At 72.6% G+C, this 15,420-nt stretch carries 17 protein-coding genes; 11 read left to right on the forward strand and 6 right to left on the reverse strand.

The window, feature by feature from the left end; all coding sequences use genetic code 11:
- Window positions 1-8: 8 nt before the first annotated feature.
- The 3 genes from ACFOSY_RS20130 to ACFOSY_RS20140 all read left to right on the forward strand — a co-directional run bounded on the left by ACFOSY_RS20130 (window position 9) and on the right by ACFOSY_RS20140 (window position 2,501).
- On the forward strand, window positions 9-569 hold the full coding sequence (locus ACFOSY_RS20130; protein WP_394308782.1) for a DUF5304 domain-containing protein: 561 nt from the start codon (window positions 9-11) through the stop codon (window positions 567-569).
- 126 nt (window positions 570-695) lie between these two features.
- Window positions 696-1,649, forward strand: coding sequence for an ROK family glucokinase (locus ACFOSY_RS20135; protein ID WP_225652961.1), 954 nt, complete (start codon window positions 696-698; stop codon window positions 1,647-1,649).
- Between the two features lie 93 nt (window positions 1,650-1,742).
- Window positions 1,743-2,501 (forward strand): endonuclease/exonuclease/phosphatase family protein, encoded by a 759-nt coding sequence (locus ACFOSY_RS20140; protein WP_394308785.1) that lies wholly within the window; start codon window positions 1,743-1,745, stop codon window positions 2,499-2,501.
- Window positions 2,502-2,507: 6 nt separating this feature from the next.
- Here the strand turns inward: ACFOSY_RS20140 and ACFOSY_RS20145 are convergent, their stop codons facing one another.
- Window positions 2,508-3,101 (reverse strand): hypothetical protein, encoded by a 594-nt coding sequence (locus tag ACFOSY_RS20145; protein ID WP_394308787.1) that lies wholly within the window; start codon window positions 3,099-3,101, stop codon window positions 2,508-2,510.
- On the reverse strand, window positions 3,094-3,891 hold the full coding sequence (locus ACFOSY_RS20150) for an alpha/beta hydrolase (protein ID WP_394308789.1): 798 nt from the start codon (window positions 3,889-3,891) through the stop codon (window positions 3,094-3,096). Before ACFOSY_RS20150 ends, ACFOSY_RS20145 begins: the two co-directional genes overlap by 8 nt.
- Window positions 3,892-4,088: 197 nt before the next feature.
- On the opposite strand from ACFOSY_RS20150, the gene ACFOSY_RS20155 reads away from it, so the two are divergent.
- From ACFOSY_RS20155 to ACFOSY_RS20175, 5 genes are all read left to right on the forward strand, one after another.
- Window positions 4,089-4,913 (forward strand): lysophospholipid acyltransferase family protein, encoded by an 825-nt coding sequence (locus tag ACFOSY_RS20155; RefSeq protein ID WP_394308985.1) that lies wholly within the window; start codon window positions 4,089-4,091, stop codon window positions 4,911-4,913.
- Between the two features lie 36 nt (window positions 4,914-4,949).
- Complete coding sequence (gene macS / locus ACFOSY_RS20160; protein WP_394308791.1) at window positions 4,950-6,203, forward strand: MacS family sensor histidine kinase; 1,254 nt, start codon at window positions 4,950-4,952, stop codon at window positions 6,201-6,203.
- Window positions 6,200-6,880: a response regulator gene (locus ACFOSY_RS20165; RefSeq protein WP_394308793.1), complete on the forward strand. Its 681-nt coding sequence runs from the start codon at window positions 6,200-6,202 to the stop codon at window positions 6,878-6,880. The genes macS and ACFOSY_RS20165 overlap by 4 nt, the downstream gene beginning before the upstream one ends.
- A 138-nt stretch (window positions 6,881-7,018) precedes the next feature.
- Window positions 7,019-8,047 (forward strand): 6-phosphofructokinase, encoded by a 1,029-nt coding sequence (locus ACFOSY_RS20170; protein ID WP_394308795.1) that lies wholly within the window; start codon window positions 7,019-7,021, stop codon window positions 8,045-8,047.
- Between the two features lie 189 nt (window positions 8,048-8,236).
- A complete protein-coding gene (locus ACFOSY_RS20175; protein ID WP_394308796.1) occupies window positions 8,237-9,232 on the forward strand; it encodes a 2-hydroxyacid dehydrogenase in 996 nt (331 codons plus the stop codon).
- Here the strand turns inward: ACFOSY_RS20175 and ACFOSY_RS20180 are convergent.
- A complete protein-coding gene (locus ACFOSY_RS20180) occupies window positions 9,184-11,064 on the reverse strand; it encodes an anthranilate synthase family protein (RefSeq protein WP_394308798.1) in 1,881 nt (626 codons plus the stop codon). The two genes, ACFOSY_RS20175 and ACFOSY_RS20180, sit on opposite strands and share 49 nt — an antisense overlap.
- 104 nt (window positions 11,065-11,168) lie before the next feature.
- Complete coding sequence (locus ACFOSY_RS20185; protein ID WP_394308801.1) at window positions 11,169-11,360, reverse strand: trp operon leader peptide; 192 nt, start codon at window positions 11,358-11,360, stop codon at window positions 11,169-11,171.
- On the opposite strand from ACFOSY_RS20185, the gene ACFOSY_RS20190 reads away from it, so the two are divergent.
- The gene (locus ACFOSY_RS20190) at window positions 11,315-12,670 is read left to right on the forward strand and encodes a class II 3-deoxy-7-phosphoheptulonate synthase (protein WP_006131251.1); all 1,356 of its coding nucleotides are present in this window, start codon (window positions 11,315-11,317) and stop codon (window positions 12,668-12,670) included. The two genes, ACFOSY_RS20185 and ACFOSY_RS20190, sit on opposite strands and share 46 nt — an antisense overlap.
- Before the next feature lie 156 nt (window positions 12,671-12,826).
- Window positions 12,827-13,078: a (2Fe-2S)-binding protein gene (locus tag ACFOSY_RS20195; RefSeq protein WP_394308805.1), complete on the forward strand. Its 252-nt coding sequence runs from the start codon at window positions 12,827-12,829 to the stop codon at window positions 13,076-13,078.
- Between the two features lie 29 nt (window positions 13,079-13,107).
- Here the strand turns inward: ACFOSY_RS20195 and bfr are convergent, their stop codons facing one another.
- The gene (gene bfr, locus ACFOSY_RS20200) at window positions 13,108-13,626 is read right to left on the reverse strand and encodes a bacterioferritin (RefSeq protein ID WP_006131253.1); all 519 of its coding nucleotides are present in this window, start codon (window positions 13,624-13,626) and stop codon (window positions 13,108-13,110) included.
- 185 nt (window positions 13,627-13,811) lie between these two features.
- Between bfr and ACFOSY_RS20205 the strand changes: the two genes are divergently transcribed.
- A complete protein-coding gene (locus ACFOSY_RS20205; protein WP_394308808.1) occupies window positions 13,812-14,459 on the forward strand; it encodes a sulfite oxidase-like oxidoreductase in 648 nt (215 codons plus the stop codon).
- A gap of 28 nt (window positions 14,460-14,487) precedes the next feature.
- On the opposite strand, the gene ACFOSY_RS20210 is transcribed toward ACFOSY_RS20205, so the two are convergent.
- Complete coding sequence (locus tag ACFOSY_RS20210) at window positions 14,488-15,366, reverse strand: deoxyribonuclease IV (protein WP_394308810.1); 879 nt, start codon at window positions 15,364-15,366, stop codon at window positions 14,488-14,490.
- Window positions 15,367-15,420: the final 54 nt, after the last annotated feature.

A 15,420-nucleotide genomic window follows, 5' to 3' on the forward strand; every position in this document is an offset into this window, starting at 1 on the left:
AGTCCGTCATGAGCGAACAGCTCCCCCCGCCCGACGACACCGGGAACGAGGCCGGGGACGAGACCTTCGGCACGCGGGCGGACGACGCCCGGAAGGACCGCGCCGAGGCGCCCGCCGATCCACCCTCCGAGGTCCACGCCGACGCCTGGGCCACCGCCGCCGCCGAGGACCTCGAGGCCGAGCGGGCCCGCCGCCGCGCCCGCCACGGCACGCCCCCCGGCTCCGCCGCCGAGGAGTTCAAGAAGCTCGTCGACGCGGTCGCCGACAGGCTGTCCGACCTCCAGGCGCCGCTGCTCGGCGCGGTCGCGGGACCCGCCGCCCAGCAGGTCGTCCGCCAGGTCGTGCAGCAGGCGAAGGCCGCCGTCGAACCCGTCATCGAACGCAACCCGGACGTCTTCGACCACCTCGCCGCCGCCGGCAGCGAACTTCTCGCCGCCTACCGCTCCGCCGTGCAGGACCAGGAGCGCCGCTGGACGGCGCGCGACACCCCGCCGCGCGACCCCGGGGAGCGCCGCGACCCCGGCGACGACCCCGGCACCGGCCCCGGCGAGCGCATCGACCTGGACTGAGCGCCCCCGAGGCCCCTCGGGGCCCCTCGGCCGCGTCCGGCTTCCCGGCCTGCGGACACAGGGACGGCGAGCCCGTCGCCTCGGGTACCGTTGGCGTAGCGGGGCTCGACCGAAACTGAGGGATTCATGGGACTCACCATCGGCGTCGACATCGGCGGCACCAAGATCGCGGCCGGCGTGGTCGACGAGGAAGGCACCATCCTCTCGACCCACAAGGTGCCGACCCCGGGCACGCCCGAGGAGATCGTGGACGCCATCGCCTCGGCGGTGGAGGGAGCGCGCGCCGGGCACGACATCGTCGGCGTGGGCATCGGCGCGGCCGGATACGTCAACCGCCAGCGCTCCGAGGTCTACTTCGCCCCCAACATCCACTGGCGCAACGAGCCGCTCAAGGAGAAGGTCGAGGCCCGCGTGGGCCTCCCGGTCGTCGTGGAGAACGACGCCAACGCGGCGGCCTGGGGCGAGTACAAGTTCGGCGCGGGCAAGGGCCACCGCAACGTCATCTGCATCACGCTCGGCACCGGCCTCGGCGGCGGCGTGATCATCGGCAACAAGCTGCGCCGCGGTCACTTCGGCGTGGCCGCCGAGTTCGGCCACATCCGCATGGTGCCGGACGGTCTGCTGTGCGGCTGCGGCTCGCAGGGCTGCTGGGAGCAGTACGCCTCCGGCCGCGCCCTCGTCCGCTACGCCAAGCAGCGTGCCAACGCCACCCCGGAGCAGGCCCAGACCCTGCTCTCGCTCGGCGACGGCACCCCGGAGGGCATCGAGGGCAAGCATGTCTCCATGGCCGCCCGCCAGGGCGACCGGGTGGCCGTCGACTCCTACCGCGAGCTGGCCCGCTGGGTCGGCGCGGGCCTGGCCGACCTGGCCTCCCTGTTCGACCCGTCCGCCTTCATCGTCGGCGGCGGCCTGTCCGACGAGGGCGAGCTGGTCCTCGGCCCGATCCGCAAGTCGTACCGCCGCTGGCTGGTCGGCGGCAACTGGCGGCCGGTCGCCGACGTCCTCGGCGCCCAGCTCGGCAACAAGGCGGGCCTCGTCGGCGCGGCCGACCTCGCCCGCGAGCCCGACCCGATCATGTGACGGTCCCCGGCACCCGGCAGCGCCCGCCCGACCCCCTGGGGGAACGGCGGGCGTCGCCGTTTCCCAGCCGCCCCTGCGGCGTATCTTGATCGCATGGCGACGACCGAGCTGCTGCCAGGGTCCCGCACCGACGCCGACGGGTCGGCCGTCGTCCGGGTGCTCAGCTACAACATCCGCTCCATGAAGGACGACACCGGCGCCCTCGCCCGGGTGATCGGCGCCTGCGCGCCCGATCTGGTGCTGCTCCAGGAGGCGCCGCGGTTCTTCCGCTGGCGCAAGAAGCTCGCCCGGCTCGCCTCCGACTCCGGGCTGGTGATCCTCTCCGGCGGGGCCACCGCCGCCGGGCCCGCCCTGCTGTGCTCCCTGCGCGCCACCGTCGAACGCACCGAGGACGTGCTGCTGCCGCTCACCCCGGGGCAGCACCGGCGCGGCTTCGCCACCGCCGTCGTACGGTTCGGCGCCGCCCGGCTCGGCGTGCTCAGCTGCCACCTCTCACTGGAGAGGCACGAGCGGTACGACCAGGGCGGGATGCTGCTGGACCGGGTGGCCAAGGCGGGCGTGGAGCATGTCGTCGCGGGCGGGGACCTCAACGACGAGCCGGCCGGGCGCACCTTCCGGCGGCTGGCCGGCACCCTGACCGACTGCCGCACCGCCGCGCCGTGGGGCGGCGAGCACACCTGGGTGCGCAGCGACCCGCCCAAGCGCATCGACGCCCTCTTCGTCACCAAGGGCGTCGAGGTGCTCGGCTGCGGCGTGCCCTACGACCAGCCCGGGGTGACGGAGGCGGACCTGCGGGCGGCGACCGACCACCTGCCCGTCCTGGCCGCCCTCAAGGTCCCGGCGGCCGGGTGACGGCTCTCAGACCACCGCGCCCCGGCCCGGGTCGCCGTCGTCCTCCTCGTCGGTGCGCATCCGCATCACCAGCGTGACCGCGCCGCCCAGGAAGCCGCCGACGCACAGGGTGGTCAGCCACCAGGTCATCTCCCAGCCCAGCAGTATCGCCAGCAGGAGCAGCACGGGGGCGCCCAGCACCCCCAGCCAGGCGAACTTGGAGGTGACGTCCGCCTCCGGCAGCGGGGGCGGCTCCGGCGGCACGAAGTGGCCCTCGTCGCTCTCGTCGAGATCCTCCTCCGCCGGCTCGGCCACGCTGTAGTCCCGCGGGCCGACCCCCGGAGCGAAGGCCACGGAGCCGCCCAGCGGCCTGGCCGGCGGCTCCTCCTCCGCCTTGCGCGGCGGCGCCTTGGTCCCGGCGCCGTCCGCGCCGTCCTCGTCGTTCGTCTCGGACTCGAGCAGCGCCAGGTCGTCCACCGACTTGAACGGCTTGGCGCCCGGCGGGTCCGGCGGCTCCTCGCCGTACCCGGCGACGATCGCCTGCCACGCGGCGGCCTCGTCGAAGGGGACGCCCTGCTCATCCGGCTCGCGGCCCTCACGGTCCGAGTCGTGCTCAGCCACCTGCGGTCGTCCCTTCGTTGCCGAGACCGGGCTCCCTGACGGCGCCGGGTGCGAGCCGGCCGACGAACGCGGCGCCCTCCCGGAAGATCAGCTCCGCGTCGTAGTCCAACGTCGCCACGTGGTAGCTCTGTTCCAGCAGGACCTCCGTCACGTCCACCGACGACACCCGGGAGAGGATGCGCGCCGAGTCCGCCGGCGGCACCACATGGTCCTGCGGGCTGCGCATCAGCAGCAGCGGCTGCGTGACCTGCGGGAGCTCGCTGTCGACCAGCCGGAAGAAGTTCCGCAGGGAGTGCGCCGCGTGCAGCGGCACCCGGTCGTACCCCAGCTCCCGGGTCACCGGCTTGGCGATGTCGCTCGCGATGCCCTTGGTCGCCGGGACGAGATGACGCAGCACCGGCAGGGCGTGCGCGGCCACCCCGTGCACCTTGTTCGCCGGGTTGACCACCATCACCCCGCTCACCGCGTCCCCGTGGCGCGCCGCCAGCCGCAGCGCCAGCGCGCCGCCCATCGACAGCCCGGCCACGAACACCCGCGCGCAGCGGTCCCGCAGCATCCGCAGCTCGCGGTCCACCTCCGCGTACCAGTCCTGCCAGCCGGTCACCCCGAGGTCCTGCCAGCGCGTGCCGTGCCCGGGCAGCAGCGGCAGCGACACGGTCAGCCCGCGCTCGGCGAGATGACCCGCCCACGGGCGCAAGGACTGGGGCGAACCGGTGAAGCCGTGGCAGAGGAGAACGGCGGTCTCCCCGCCCTCGTGGCGGAACGGCTCGGCTCCGGTCAGGAGCGGCACCTTCGGCCTCCTGTTCCTGGGACTCGTGGACGGTCCGGCTCGACGTCACGGCCGGCGCGGAGCCGGCACTCGGATTGCAGGACCTTCACCGTACGCGACCGCACTGACACCGACCAGGGCCGTCGGGGCCTTCGCCGCCGCTCCGGGATATGGTCTGACCAACACGCACAGGAGGCACCCGGTTGTTGTACGGCACGATGAAGGTCGCCATCGGAGGGCCGCTGAAGCTCGCCTTCCGGCCCTGGGTGGAGGGCCTGGAGAACGTCCCCGCCGAGGGTCCCGCCATTCTGGCCAGCAACCACCTGTCCTTCTCGGACTCGTTCTTCCTCCCCGCGGTGCTGGACCGCAAGGTCACCTTCATCGCGAAGGCGGAGTACTTCACCACCCCGGGCGTCAAGGGCAGGATGACCGCGGCCTTCTTCAAGGGCGTCGGCCAGCTTCCCGTGGACCGCTCCGGGGCGCGCGGCGCCGGTGAGGCGGCGATCAAGAGCGGCATAGAGGTCCTGGAGCGCGGTGAGCTGTTCGGGATCTACCCCGAGGGCACCCGCTCGCCCGACGGCCGCCTCTACCGCGGCAAGCCGGGCGGCCTGGCGCGCGTGGCGCTGGCCACCGGGGCGCCGGTCCTGCCGGTCGCCATGATCGACACGGAGAAGATCCAGCCCCCGGGCCAGGTCATGCCCAAGCTGATGCGCCCGGGCATCCGGATCGGCAAGCCCCTCGACTTCACCCGCTACCAGGGCATGGAGCACGACCGCTTCGTCCTGCGCGCCGTGACGGACGAGGTCATGTACGAGATCATGAAGCTGTCCGGCCAGGAGTACGTCGACATGTACGCCACCGCCATGAAGCGGCAGCTCGCCGAGGCGGCCAAGGCGGAGAAGGAAGCGGAGAAGGCCGAGAGGGAGGCGGAGAAGGCCCACCGGGCCGCCGTCGCCCGGGCCGACAAGGAGCAGGCGGAGAAGCTCAGGGCGGCCCTGGAGCAGACGGACCGCGAAGAGACCGGGGGACCGTCCGAGCGGTAGCCGGGCCCGGCACGCACCGGGGGGAGTGGGGGGAACATGGCGCGGCGCGACAAAGTCATGCGCATGTCGGTCGAGCAGCCGCTGTGGCGCGCGCTCACCGGCTACCGCGTGCTGACCATGATCTACGCGATCGGCCTGTTCGCGTCCGCCCACGACGAGTTCACCCGTCCCTGGCTCGCCGTCGCCTACTTCACCGTCCTCGGCGCCTGGACCCTCGCCACCCTCCCCAAGGTCGCGAGCGCCGCCGCCTGCACGAAACCCTTCCTCGCCGCCGACCTCGCCGTCGCGCTCACCGGCATCCTGCTCACCCCGGTCGCCGACGCCGCGGAGCGCGTCCACGACGGCGGACCCACCCTGCCGTCCATCTGGACCGCCGGATCGGTGCTCGCCTTCGCCATCAAGGGCGGCTGGCGCTGGGCGGCCCTCGCCTCCACCCTGGTCGCGGTCGCCAACCTGGTCGAGCGCGGCAACCCGGCCCGCGACACCGTGCACAACGTCGTCCTCGTCTGGGTCGCCTCCATCGCCATCGGCTACGTCGTCGAGGTCGCCCGCGCCTCCGAGCTCACCCTCGCCCGCGCCCTGGAGATCGAGGCCGCCACCCGGGAACGGGAGCGGCTCGCCCGGGACATCCACGACGGCGTGCTCCAGGTGCTGGCGATGGTGCAGCGGCGCGGCGCCGTCATCGGCGGCGAGGCGGCCGAGCTGGGACGGATGGCCGGCGAGCAGGAGGTGGCGCTGCGCACCCTGGTCTCCGGCGGCCTCGTGCCCGTCTCCCGCGCCTCCGAGGACGCCGCCCGGGGCGCCGTCGTACGGACCGTGGAGGAGGACGGGCCGGAGGACGGCGGGCCCGGGGACGGCGGTCCCGTGGACCTGCGGTCCCTGCTCGCCCCGCACGCCGGGTCCCGGGTCAGCCTCGCCGAACCCGGCGCGCCCGTGCTCCTCGCCGCACAGGCCGCGCGCGAGGTGGCCGCCGCCGTCGGCGCCGCCCTGGACAACGTCCGCCGGCACGCCGGGGAGCAGGCCCGCGCCTGGATCCTGGTCGAGGACGAGCCCGACGAGGTGATCGTCACCGTCCGGGACGACGGCCCCGGCATCCCGGAGGGACGGCTCGCCCAGGCCGAGGGGGAGGGGCGGCTCGGCGTGGCCCTGTCCATCCGGGGCAGGCTGCGCGACCTCGGCGGCAGCGCCGACGTGATCTCGGTGCCCGGCCAGGGCACGGAGGTCGAACTCAGGGTGCCGAAGGACCGGCAGCGGACGAACGACCCGCGGGGGAAGGCGGAACAGCGATGAACGGGACGACGCCGATCAGGGTGATGGTGGTCGACGACCACCCGATGTGGCGGGACGCCGTCGCGCGCGACCTCTCCGAGTCCGGATTCGAGGTCGTCGCCACGGCAGGCGACGGCGAACAGGCGGTGCGCCGCGCCAAGGCCGCCGCGCCCGACGTCCTCGTCCTCGACCTCAACCTGCCCGCCAAGCCGGGCGTGCAGGTGTGCAAGGAGGTCGTCGCCGCCGACCCCACCGTGCGGGTCCTGGTGCTCTCGGCCAGCGGCGAGCACGCCGACGTGCTGGAGGCCGTGAAGTCCGGCGCCACCGGCTATCTGCTGAAGTCCGCGTCCACCGAGGAACTGCGGGACGCCGTGCGCCGCACAGCCGACGGCGACCCGGTGTTCACCCCCGGCCTCGCCGGACTGGTCCTCGGCGAGTACCGCCGCCTCGCCTCCGAACCGGCCGCGCCCGCAGCCGGCGGCGGTGAGGAGCACAAGGCGCCCCGGCTCACCGAGCGCGAGACGGAGGTGCTGCGCCTGGTCGCCAAGGGCCTGAGCTACAAGCAGATCGCCGAACGCCTCGTCATCTCGCACCGCACCGTGCAGAACCACGTCCAGAACACCCTCGGCAAACTCCAGCTCCACAACCGCGTGGAACTCGTCCGGTACGCCATCGAGCGCGGTCTCGACGACGAGTAGCCGGCCGGACAGCCGTCCCAACACCCGGACGGATCCCGGTATTTACCGTCCCGGCCATGTCGATGTGACCCCGGTCACCCTTACCGTGCCAGGTGGGAACGAACGGCATTCCGTCGACCATGGCGAAGGGACACTTCCATGCGGGTCGGAGTACTGACCGGAGGCGGCGACTGCCCCGGGCTCAACGCCGTCATCCGGGCCGTCGTCCGCAAGGGCGTACAGGAGTACGGCTACGAGTTCACCGGGTTCCGGGACGGCTGGCGCGGTCCTCTCGACGGCGTCACCGTCCCCCTCGACATCCCCGCGGTGCGCGGCATCCTGCCCCGCGGCGGCACCGTCCTCGGCTCCTCGCGGACCAACCCGCTCAACGAGCGGGACGGCATCCGCAGGATCACGGACAACCTCGCCGCGCTCGGCGTGGACGCGCTCATCACCATCGGGGGCGAGGACACCCTCGGCGTCGCCACCCGCCTCACCGAGGAGTACGGCGTCCCCTGCGTGGGCGTGCCGAAGACCATCGACAACGACCTGTCCGCCACCGACTACACCTTCGGCTTCGACACCGCCGTCGGCATCGCCACCGAGGCCATCGACCGGCTGCACACCACCGCCGAGTCCCACATGCGGGTCCTGGTCGTCGAGGTGATGGGCCGCCACTCCGGCTGGATCGCCCTCCACTCGGGCCTGGCCGGCGGCGCCAACGTCATCCTCATCCCCGAGCACCCCTTCGACGTCGACCAGGTGTGCGCGTGGGTGACCTCACGGTTCCGCGCGTCGTACGCGCCGATCGTCGTCGTCGCGGAGGGCGCGGTGCCGCGCGACGGCGACCTGGTGCTCAAGGACCAGTCCCTGGACGCCTTCGGACACGTCCGGCTGTCCGGGGTCGGTGAACGGCTCGCCCTCGAGATCGAGAAGCGCACGGGGAAGGAGGCCCGCACCACGGTCCTGGGCCACGTCCAGCGCGGCGGCACCCCCAGCGCGTACGACCGCTGGCTGGCCACCCGCTTCGGCCTCCACGCCATCGACTGCGTCCGCGACGGAGACTTCGGCACCATGGTCGCCCTCCAGGGCACGAACATAGTCCGCGTCCCGATGGCGGACGCGACGGCCCAACTGAAGACGGTCCCGCCATCCCTCTACGAGGAAGTGGGCGTCTTCTTCGGCTGACGCAAGCCGCGGGCAATCGTGCCGCTGGGGCGGCACGGGTGGGCGCGGCGGCACCCCGCAAGCGCCGGGCTGCGCAACACCCCCCGCCCCGCACCGACACCGAGGGCCGTTCGGCCCACGTCAAGCTCACCGACGGCCCCGTAAGCTTCCCGCAGGGAAACAAACAGGCACAAACCCCCGGAGGGGTCCGTGGAGATCCTCGCCTTCGGCGTGCAGGCAGACGAGAAGCCCCTCGTCGAGCGCGCCTTCGCCCCCCACCACCCCGTCCGCACCCTCGACGTCTTCCTGAACACGGACACCGCCCCCATCGCCGCCGGCCACGAGATCATCTCCACCAGCGTCAACTGCGACCTCGGCGCCGACGTCCTCTCCGGTCTCGCCGCCGGCGGCACCCGGCTGGTCGCCCAGCGCTCCACCGGCTTCAACAACATCGACCTCGACGTCGCCGAACGCCTCGGCATCACCGTCGCCCGCGTCTCCTCCTACTCCCCGTACTCGGTCGCCGAGTTCGCCTGGACCCTCGCCATGGCGGTCAACCGCCGCATCGTCCGCGCCTCCACCCGCACCCGCGACTTCGACTTCCGTCTCGACGGGCTGATGGGCCGCGACCTGCACGGCCGCACCGCCGGCATCCTCGGCACCGGGAAGATCGGCGAGGCGTTCGCCCGTATCGCCCACGGCTTCGGCATGCGGCTGCTCGGCTGGGACGCCGCCGAGAACCCGGCCTGCCGGGAGCTGGGTCTGACGTACGTCCCCAAGGAGGAGCTGCTCGCCGAGTCCGACCTGGTCAGCCTGCACGTCCCGCTGCTGCCGGAGACCCGGCACCTCATCGACGCGACCGCGCTGAAGACCATGCGGGACGACGCGATCCTGGTGAACTCCAGCCGGGGCGGCCTCATCGACACCGCCGCGCTCGTCGACGAACTGCGCGCCGGCCGCTTCACCGGCGTCGGCCTGGACGTGTACGAGGCGGAGGCGGGCCTCTTCTTCCTCGACAAGTCCCTGGAGGCCGTCGACGACGACACCCTGGCCCGCCTCGTCACCTTCCCCAACGTCCTGGTCACGTCCCACCAGGCGTACTACACCGCGGACGCGGTCACGCAGATCGTCTCCACGACGCTGGACAACGTCCTCGACTACATCGCCGGCCGCCGCTCGGGGAACGTGCTGGTACCGCGCAGCTGACCCATCAGCTCCCGCACCACGCCCGCGCCGTTCAGGCTGAGCACCGACTCGGGATGGAACTGCACGCCGGCGAACCCCGGCCCCCGCAGCGCGTGCACCTCGCCGTTCGCGGCGCGGCTCACCTCGACGCCGTGGGCGGCCAGCTCCCGCGCGGTCTCCTCGTCGCAGTGCGCCACGAAGCTGTTGTAGAAGCCGACCGTCTCCGGCCGCCCGAACAGGTCGATCTCCGTCTGCGCCCCCTGGTACGGCACCTCCTTGCGGACGATGTCCAGGCCCAGCTCGGCCGCGATCAGCTCGTGTCCGAGGCAGACGCCGAGCACGCCGTGCCGGCCGCCGGCGAGCACCTCGGCGGTCAGCTCCCGCAGGAACCGCATCTTCGGGTCGGCCGTGTCCGAGGGGTCGCCGGGGCCGGGGCCCAGCACCAGCGGGCCCTCGTGCGTCAGTACCGCCTCCCGCAGCCCGGGCTCGTCGTAGCGGCGCACGGTGACCTCGTGACCGGCCGCCCGCAGCACATGGGCGAGCATCGCGGTGAAGGTGTCCTCCCCGTCGACGACCAGGGCGTGCCCGGTGAGCTCCTCCGACCGCTCCTGCATCCGCAGCCAGAACGGCGCCAGCGAGGCCCGCCGCCCGTCCAGCGCGGCCCGCACCCGCGGATCGTCCGCCAGGTTCGCCCGCACCGCCTCACCGCGCGGCCGTCCCGGGCGCACACCCAGCGCGGACAGCACACCGGCCGCCTTGGCGTGGGTCTCCGCCACCTCGCCGGCCGGGTCCGAGCCGCGCACCAGCGTGGCGCCGACCGGCACCCGCAGCCGCCCGGCCGCGTCGATGTCGGCGGTGCGGATCAGGATGGGGGAGTCCAGCGTCCGGGCGCCGCCCTCGTCGCGGCCGAGCAGGGCCAGCGCGCCCCCGTAGTAGCCGCGCCCGCCGGCCTCGTGCCGTTCGATCACCCGGCAGGCGTTCTGCACCGGCGATCCGGTGACGGTCGCCGCGAACATGGTCTCCCGCAGCACTTCGCGCACGTCCAGCGACGACCGGCCGCGCAGCTCGTACTCGGTGTGCGCGAGGTGCGCCATCTCCTTCAGCCGGGGCCCGATCACCACCCCGCCCCGGTCGCCGACCGTGCACATCATCTTGAGCTCCTCGTCGACGACCATCGACAGCTCCTCGATCTCCTTGCCGTCGGCGAGGAAGCGGAGCAGGTGCTCGGGGGTCGGGCCCTCGGCCGGGTAGCGGTAGGTGCCGCTGATGGGGTTCATCACGACCGTCCCGCCCGACGCCCGCACGTGCACCTCGGGGCTCGCGCCGACGAGCGTCCGGTCCCCGGTGTGGACGACGAACGTCCAGTACGCGCCCCGCTCGCCCTCCAGCAGCCGCCGGAACAGCGCCAGCGCGTCGGCCCGCCCGAACCCGGGCACCGTGCCCTCGTACGTTCTGCGGATCACGAAGTTGGCGCCCTCGCCGCGGCCGATCTCCTCGTCGAGGACCCGGCCGACGATCCGCGCGTACTCCTCGTCGCCGACGTCGAAGCCGCCGCCCTCGACCCGCACGTCGTGCGCGGGCAGGGCCGCCAGGGCGTCGGCGAGCGGGAACTCGTACCGCTCCTCGGGGGTCAGCACCAGCAGCGGGGCGCCGTCGTCGCGCACGTCGAAGCCACGCTCGCGGATCTGCCGGAAGGGCACCAGCGCCAGGCCCTCGTCCGGCAGGTCCGCCAGGCGTTCACGCGCGCTGACCGGGCCGGTCAGCAGCTCCACGACGTCGTGGTCGTGGCCGGGGGTGCGGCGGCGCAGCAGGGCGAAGGGGCGGTCGTCGTGGGGGAGCCGTGCCAGGTCCATGGGTGTTCCTCGTTTCGTCGCTGTCGTGAGCGGTGAGGAACGGCCCCGGAAACACCGAAGGCCGCCCCTCGGGCGGCCTTCGCGAAGTCGGTGCGTACGCGCAGTCAGTGGGCCGCCGGATGAGCGGTCCACCACCAGGTGCGGGTCGAGTGCGCGAACATGGCAGGCACGGTACACGATGCCGGACGCGGCCGTCTCAGTGGTTGAGCGAGGCGAAAGGCACCCGGAGCGACCGCGTAGTGTGGAGCTCGTGACCGTGAACGCTGATTCTCTGAGCGTCGCCGCCCAGGCGACATGGCGAAACCTGCCCGCGGCGCAGCAGCCCGAGTACCCGGATGCCGAGGCTCTGCGCGATGTGATCGCGGACCTCGAGTCGTATCCCCCGCTGGTGTTCGCCGGCGAGTGCGACCAGCTGCGCGCCCGTATGGCGGCGGTCGCCCGAGGCGAGGCGTTCCTCCTCCAGGGCGGCGACTGCGCCGAGTCGTTCGACGCGGTGTCCGCCGAGCACATCCGGGCGAAGCTCAAGACCCTGCTCCAGATGGGCGCCGTCCTCACCTACGCGGCCTCCGTGCCCGTGGTGAAGGTCGGGCGGATCGCCGGGCAGTACTCCAAGCCGCGCTCCAAGCCGACCGAGACCCGGGACGGCGTGACGCTGCCGACGTACCGGGGCGACTCGGTGAACGGCTTCGAGTTCACCGAGGAGGCCCGGGTCCCGGACCCCGAGCGGCTGAAGCGGATGTACCACGCGTCGGCGTCCACGCTGAACCTGGTGCGCGCCTTCACCACCGGCGGCTACGCCGACCTGCGGCAGGTGCACGCCTGGAACCAGGACTTCGTGAAGTCGTCGCCGTCCGGCCAGCGCTACGAGCAGCTGGCGCGGGAGATCGACCAGGCGCTGAACTTCATGCGGGCCTGCGGCGCGGAGCCGGAGGAGTTCAAGACCGTCGAGTTCTTCTCGTCGCACGAGGCGCTGCTGCTGGACTACGAGTCGGCGCTCACCCGCGTGGACTCCCGGACCGGGCAGCTGTACGACGTGTCGGCGCACATGGTGTGGATCGGTGAGCGCACCCGGCAGATGGACCACGCGCACATCGAGTTCGCCTCGCGGATCCGCAACCCGATCGGCATCAAGCTCGGCCCGACCACGACGGCCGAGGAGGCGCTCCAGTACATCGACCGTCTCGACCCGGACCGGGAGCCCGGCCGGCTGACGTTCATCGTCCGGATGGGCGCGGACAAGATCCGTGACAGGCTCCCCGAGCTGGTGGAGAAGGTCACCGCGTCGGGCGCGACCGTGGCGTGGGTGACGGACCCGATGCACGGCAACACCTTCGAGGCCGCCTCCGGGCACAAGACCCGCCGCTTCGACGACGTGCTCGACGAGGTGAAGGGCTTCTTCGAGGTCCACAAGGAGCTGGGCACCCACCCGGGCGGCATCCACGTGGAGCTCACGGGCGACGACGTCACCGAGTGCGTGGGCGGCGGCGACGAGATCTTCGTCGACGATCTGCACCAGCGGTACGAGACGGCGTGCGACCCGCGGCTGAACCGCAGCCAGTCGCTCGACCTGGCCTTCCTGGTCGCGGAGATGTACCGGGACCAGTGACCGGCCGGTCCGCCCGGCGGTCGTCGGGGGTGGGGCGTGTCTCACACGGGATCACGCCCCACCCCCCCTTTTGTGCCCTTCGAGGGCGCAGGTAAGGTTAGGTTTGCCTCACCGGCGGAGGGTCGGTACGGCACGACCCTTGCTCTTCGTCGGGAGGTGACCCGCGTGTTCGTCTGCAGCTGCTTCGGCGTGACCGAGGAACAGGTGAAGCGTCACGCGGAAGCCGGTGCCTGCACGCCCCGGCAGATCGCCTCCGCCTGCAAGGCCGGCACCGACTGCGGCGGCTGCGTCCGGCGCATCCAGGCGCTGCTCGGCCGCGGCGCCTGCCCCCGGCGGCAGCTCGTCGACCAGGGCGGGCAGCAGCCGCTCGCGGCAGAGGTCGCCGCGGAGGTCCCGGAAGCCGCCTAGGCGGCCTCCCACGTGCTCCGGCGTCGTCGTCAGGGCGACTTGAAGCCGTGCGTCCCCGGGCCCGAGGGGTCCGGCTGGGTCTGCTCGATCACCGTCGACAGGTAGAGCGCCTCGCCCAGTTTGTCGATCAGCTCCAGCTGGGTGTCCAGGTAGTCGATGTGGTGCTCCTCGTCGGCCAGGATGGCCTCGAAGATGTTGGCCGAGGTGATGTCGTTCTTGCTGCGCATGACCTCGACGCCCCGGCGGAGCCGGTCGATCGCCTCGAGCTCGATCTCCCGGTCGGCCCGGAACATCTCGGTGACCGTCTGCCCGACGCGGACGTGGAACAGCCGCTGGTAGTTCGGCAGGCCGTCCAGCAGCAGGATGCGGTCCGTGAGCAGCTCGGCGTGGCGCATCTCGTCGAAGGACTCGTCGCGGGTGTACTGGGCCAGCTTGTACCAGCCCTTGTGGTCCTGGAGCTTGGAGTGCAGGAAGTACTGGTTGATCGCCGTCAGCTCGGCGGTCAGCTGCTCGTTGAGGAACTCGATGACCTCGGGATCGCCCTGCATGGCACGGGCTCCTTCCGCGTGGGGGAAATGTGCGGGTCGGGGCGCATGATTGCACCGGTGATAAAGATCGTCCAGTAAGTCTTGACTTAGTAAGTAATTCCATACTTGGCCGGTTCTGGCACTGAATGACCGAATCTGCGGGGCCCGGTTCAGGGGCATGGCCACCGGTCTGTCAGGATGGAGACATGGGTCAGCCGGCGGAACGCGAATCGGGGGAGCGCGCGACACGAGGAGCGGCGGATCTCCAGCTCCCGCCGGGGCAGCGGCTCCAGAAGGGCTGGCCGGTCACCCACTACGGGCCGGTCCCCAAGTTCCGCCCGGAGCGCTGGGAGTTCCGCGTCTTCGGCGCCACCGCCGACGGCGAGAAGCACTGCTGGAACCACGAGGAGTTCACGGCGCTGCCGTACACCACCGTCGAGGCCGACCTGCACTGCGTCACCAAGTTCAGCATGGTCGGCGCGGAGTGGGGCGGGATCCCCGCGCGCACCGTCGTGGAGATCGCCCCGCCCGCCCCCGACGTCACCCATGTGATGGTCTGGGCGGAGTACGGCTTCAGCTCCAACCTGCGGCTCGCCGACTTCACCTCCGACCGCACCCTGTTCGCCACCCACAAGGACGGCGAGCTGCTCACCGCCGAGCACGGCTTCCCGCTGCGCCTGATCGTGCCCCACCTGTACGCGTGGAAGGGCCCCAAATGGGTCCGCGGCATCGAGTACATGACCGCCGACCGGCGCGGCTTCTGGGAGGAGCGCGGCTACCACAACCTCGGCGACCCCTGGAAGGAGCAGCGCTACTCCTACCAGGAGGAGCCCGGGGACGGCCCCGAGCTCTGACCCTCTCCCACAGGTTCGCCCGTACGGCTCAGCCGTCGCGGAGCTTCTTCAGCCGCTCCACGTCCGCCGCGTGCCCCTCCTTGCCGCCGGGCGTCTCGATCACCAGCGGCACGCCCGCGGTCGCCGGGTGCGTCATCAGCGCCCGGAACGCGTCCTCGCCGATGTGCCCCGCGCCGATGTTGGCGTGCCGGTCCTTGTGCGCGCCGACGACGTCCTCGGAGTCGTTGGCGTGGATCAGCCTCAGCCGCCCCTCGCCGACGGTCGCCACCAGCTCGTCCAGCGTGCGGTGCGCGCCGCCGGGCCCGGCCAGGTCGTGCCCCGCCGCGAAGACATGGCAGGTGTCCAGGCACACCCCGAGCCTCGGATGGGCGTCCAGCACCTCGACGTACGGGCCCAGGTCCTCCACCAGCGAGCACAGCGAGGCGCCCTGGCCCGCGGTCGGCTCCAGCAGCAGATACGGGTCGTCGTCGCGGGTCAGCTCGTCCAGCAGCGGCAGCAGACGCTCCCGTACCTGCCGCAGCGCCACCGCGCGCTCCCGTCCCCCGGTCGCGCTGCCGGTGTGCACCACCACTCCCAGCGCGCCGATCGCCCGGCCGCGGCGCAGCGAGTGCCGCAGGGACTCCACCGACCGCTCCACGGTCGCCGGGGTGTGGGACCCGAAGTTGATCAGATACGGGGCGTGCACGTACGCCGGCATCGACGCCTCGGCGCAGGCCGCGCGGAACGCCTCGTCCTGGAGCGGGTTGCCGGCCGGCGTGGCCCAGCCGCGCGGGTTGGCGACGAAGACCTGCACGGTCTCCGCGCCCAGGTCACGGGCGTAGGACAGGCCGACGGAGTGCAGGCCGCCGGCCACGGGCACATGACTGCCGATCGGGTTGCGGGCGGGGCCGGACGGGTGACTCTTCACCCGTCAAGGGTGTCACGGACGAGCGGGTCACCCGGACGGCCCCCCGCCGTCCGT

This window comes from Streptomyces lusitanus (assembly GCF_042647945.1).
Taxonomy (GTDB): Bacteria; Actinomycetota; Actinomycetes; order Streptomycetales; family Streptomycetaceae; genus Streptomyces; species Streptomyces pseudogriseolus.

Coding starts and splice junctions, on each gene's coding strand:
- ACFOSY_RS20140 (WP_394308785.1), top strand. CDS start 1,743: ATGGCGACGACCGAGCTGCTGCCAGGGTCCCGCACCGACGCCGACGGG.
- ACFOSY_RS20180 (WP_394308798.1), bottom strand. CDS start 11,064: ATGGACCTGGCACGGCTCCCCCACGACGACCGCCCCTTCGCCCTGCTG.
- ACFOSY_RS20205 (WP_394308808.1), top strand. CDS start 13,812: ATGGGTCAGCCGGCGGAACGCGAATCGGGGGAGCGCGCGACACGAGGA.
- ACFOSY_RS20165 (WP_394308793.1), top strand. CDS start 6,200: ATGAACGGGACGACGCCGATCAGGGTGATGGTGGTCGACGACCACCCG.
- ACFOSY_RS20135 (WP_225652961.1), top strand. CDS start 696: ATGGGACTCACCATCGGCGTCGACATCGGCGGCACCAAGATCGCGGCC.
- ACFOSY_RS20185 (WP_394308801.1), bottom strand. CDS start 11,360: ATGTCGCCTGGGCGGCGACGCTCAGAGAATCAGCGTTCACGGTCACGA.
- ACFOSY_RS20170 (WP_394308795.1), top strand. CDS start 7,019: ATGCGGGTCGGAGTACTGACCGGAGGCGGCGACTGCCCCGGGCTCAAC.
- bfr (WP_006131253.1), bottom strand. CDS start 13,626: ATGCAGGGCGATCCCGAGGTCATCGAGTTCCTCAACGAGCAGCTGACC.
- ACFOSY_RS20155 (WP_394308985.1), top strand. CDS start 4,089: ATGAAGGTCGCCATCGGAGGGCCGCTGAAGCTCGCCTTCCGGCCCTGG.
- macS (WP_394308791.1), top strand. CDS start 4,950: ATGGCGCGGCGCGACAAAGTCATGCGCATGTCGGTCGAGCAGCCGCTG.
- ACFOSY_RS20130 (WP_394308782.1), top strand. CDS start 9: ATGAGCGAACAGCTCCCCCCGCCCGACGACACCGGGAACGAGGCCGGG.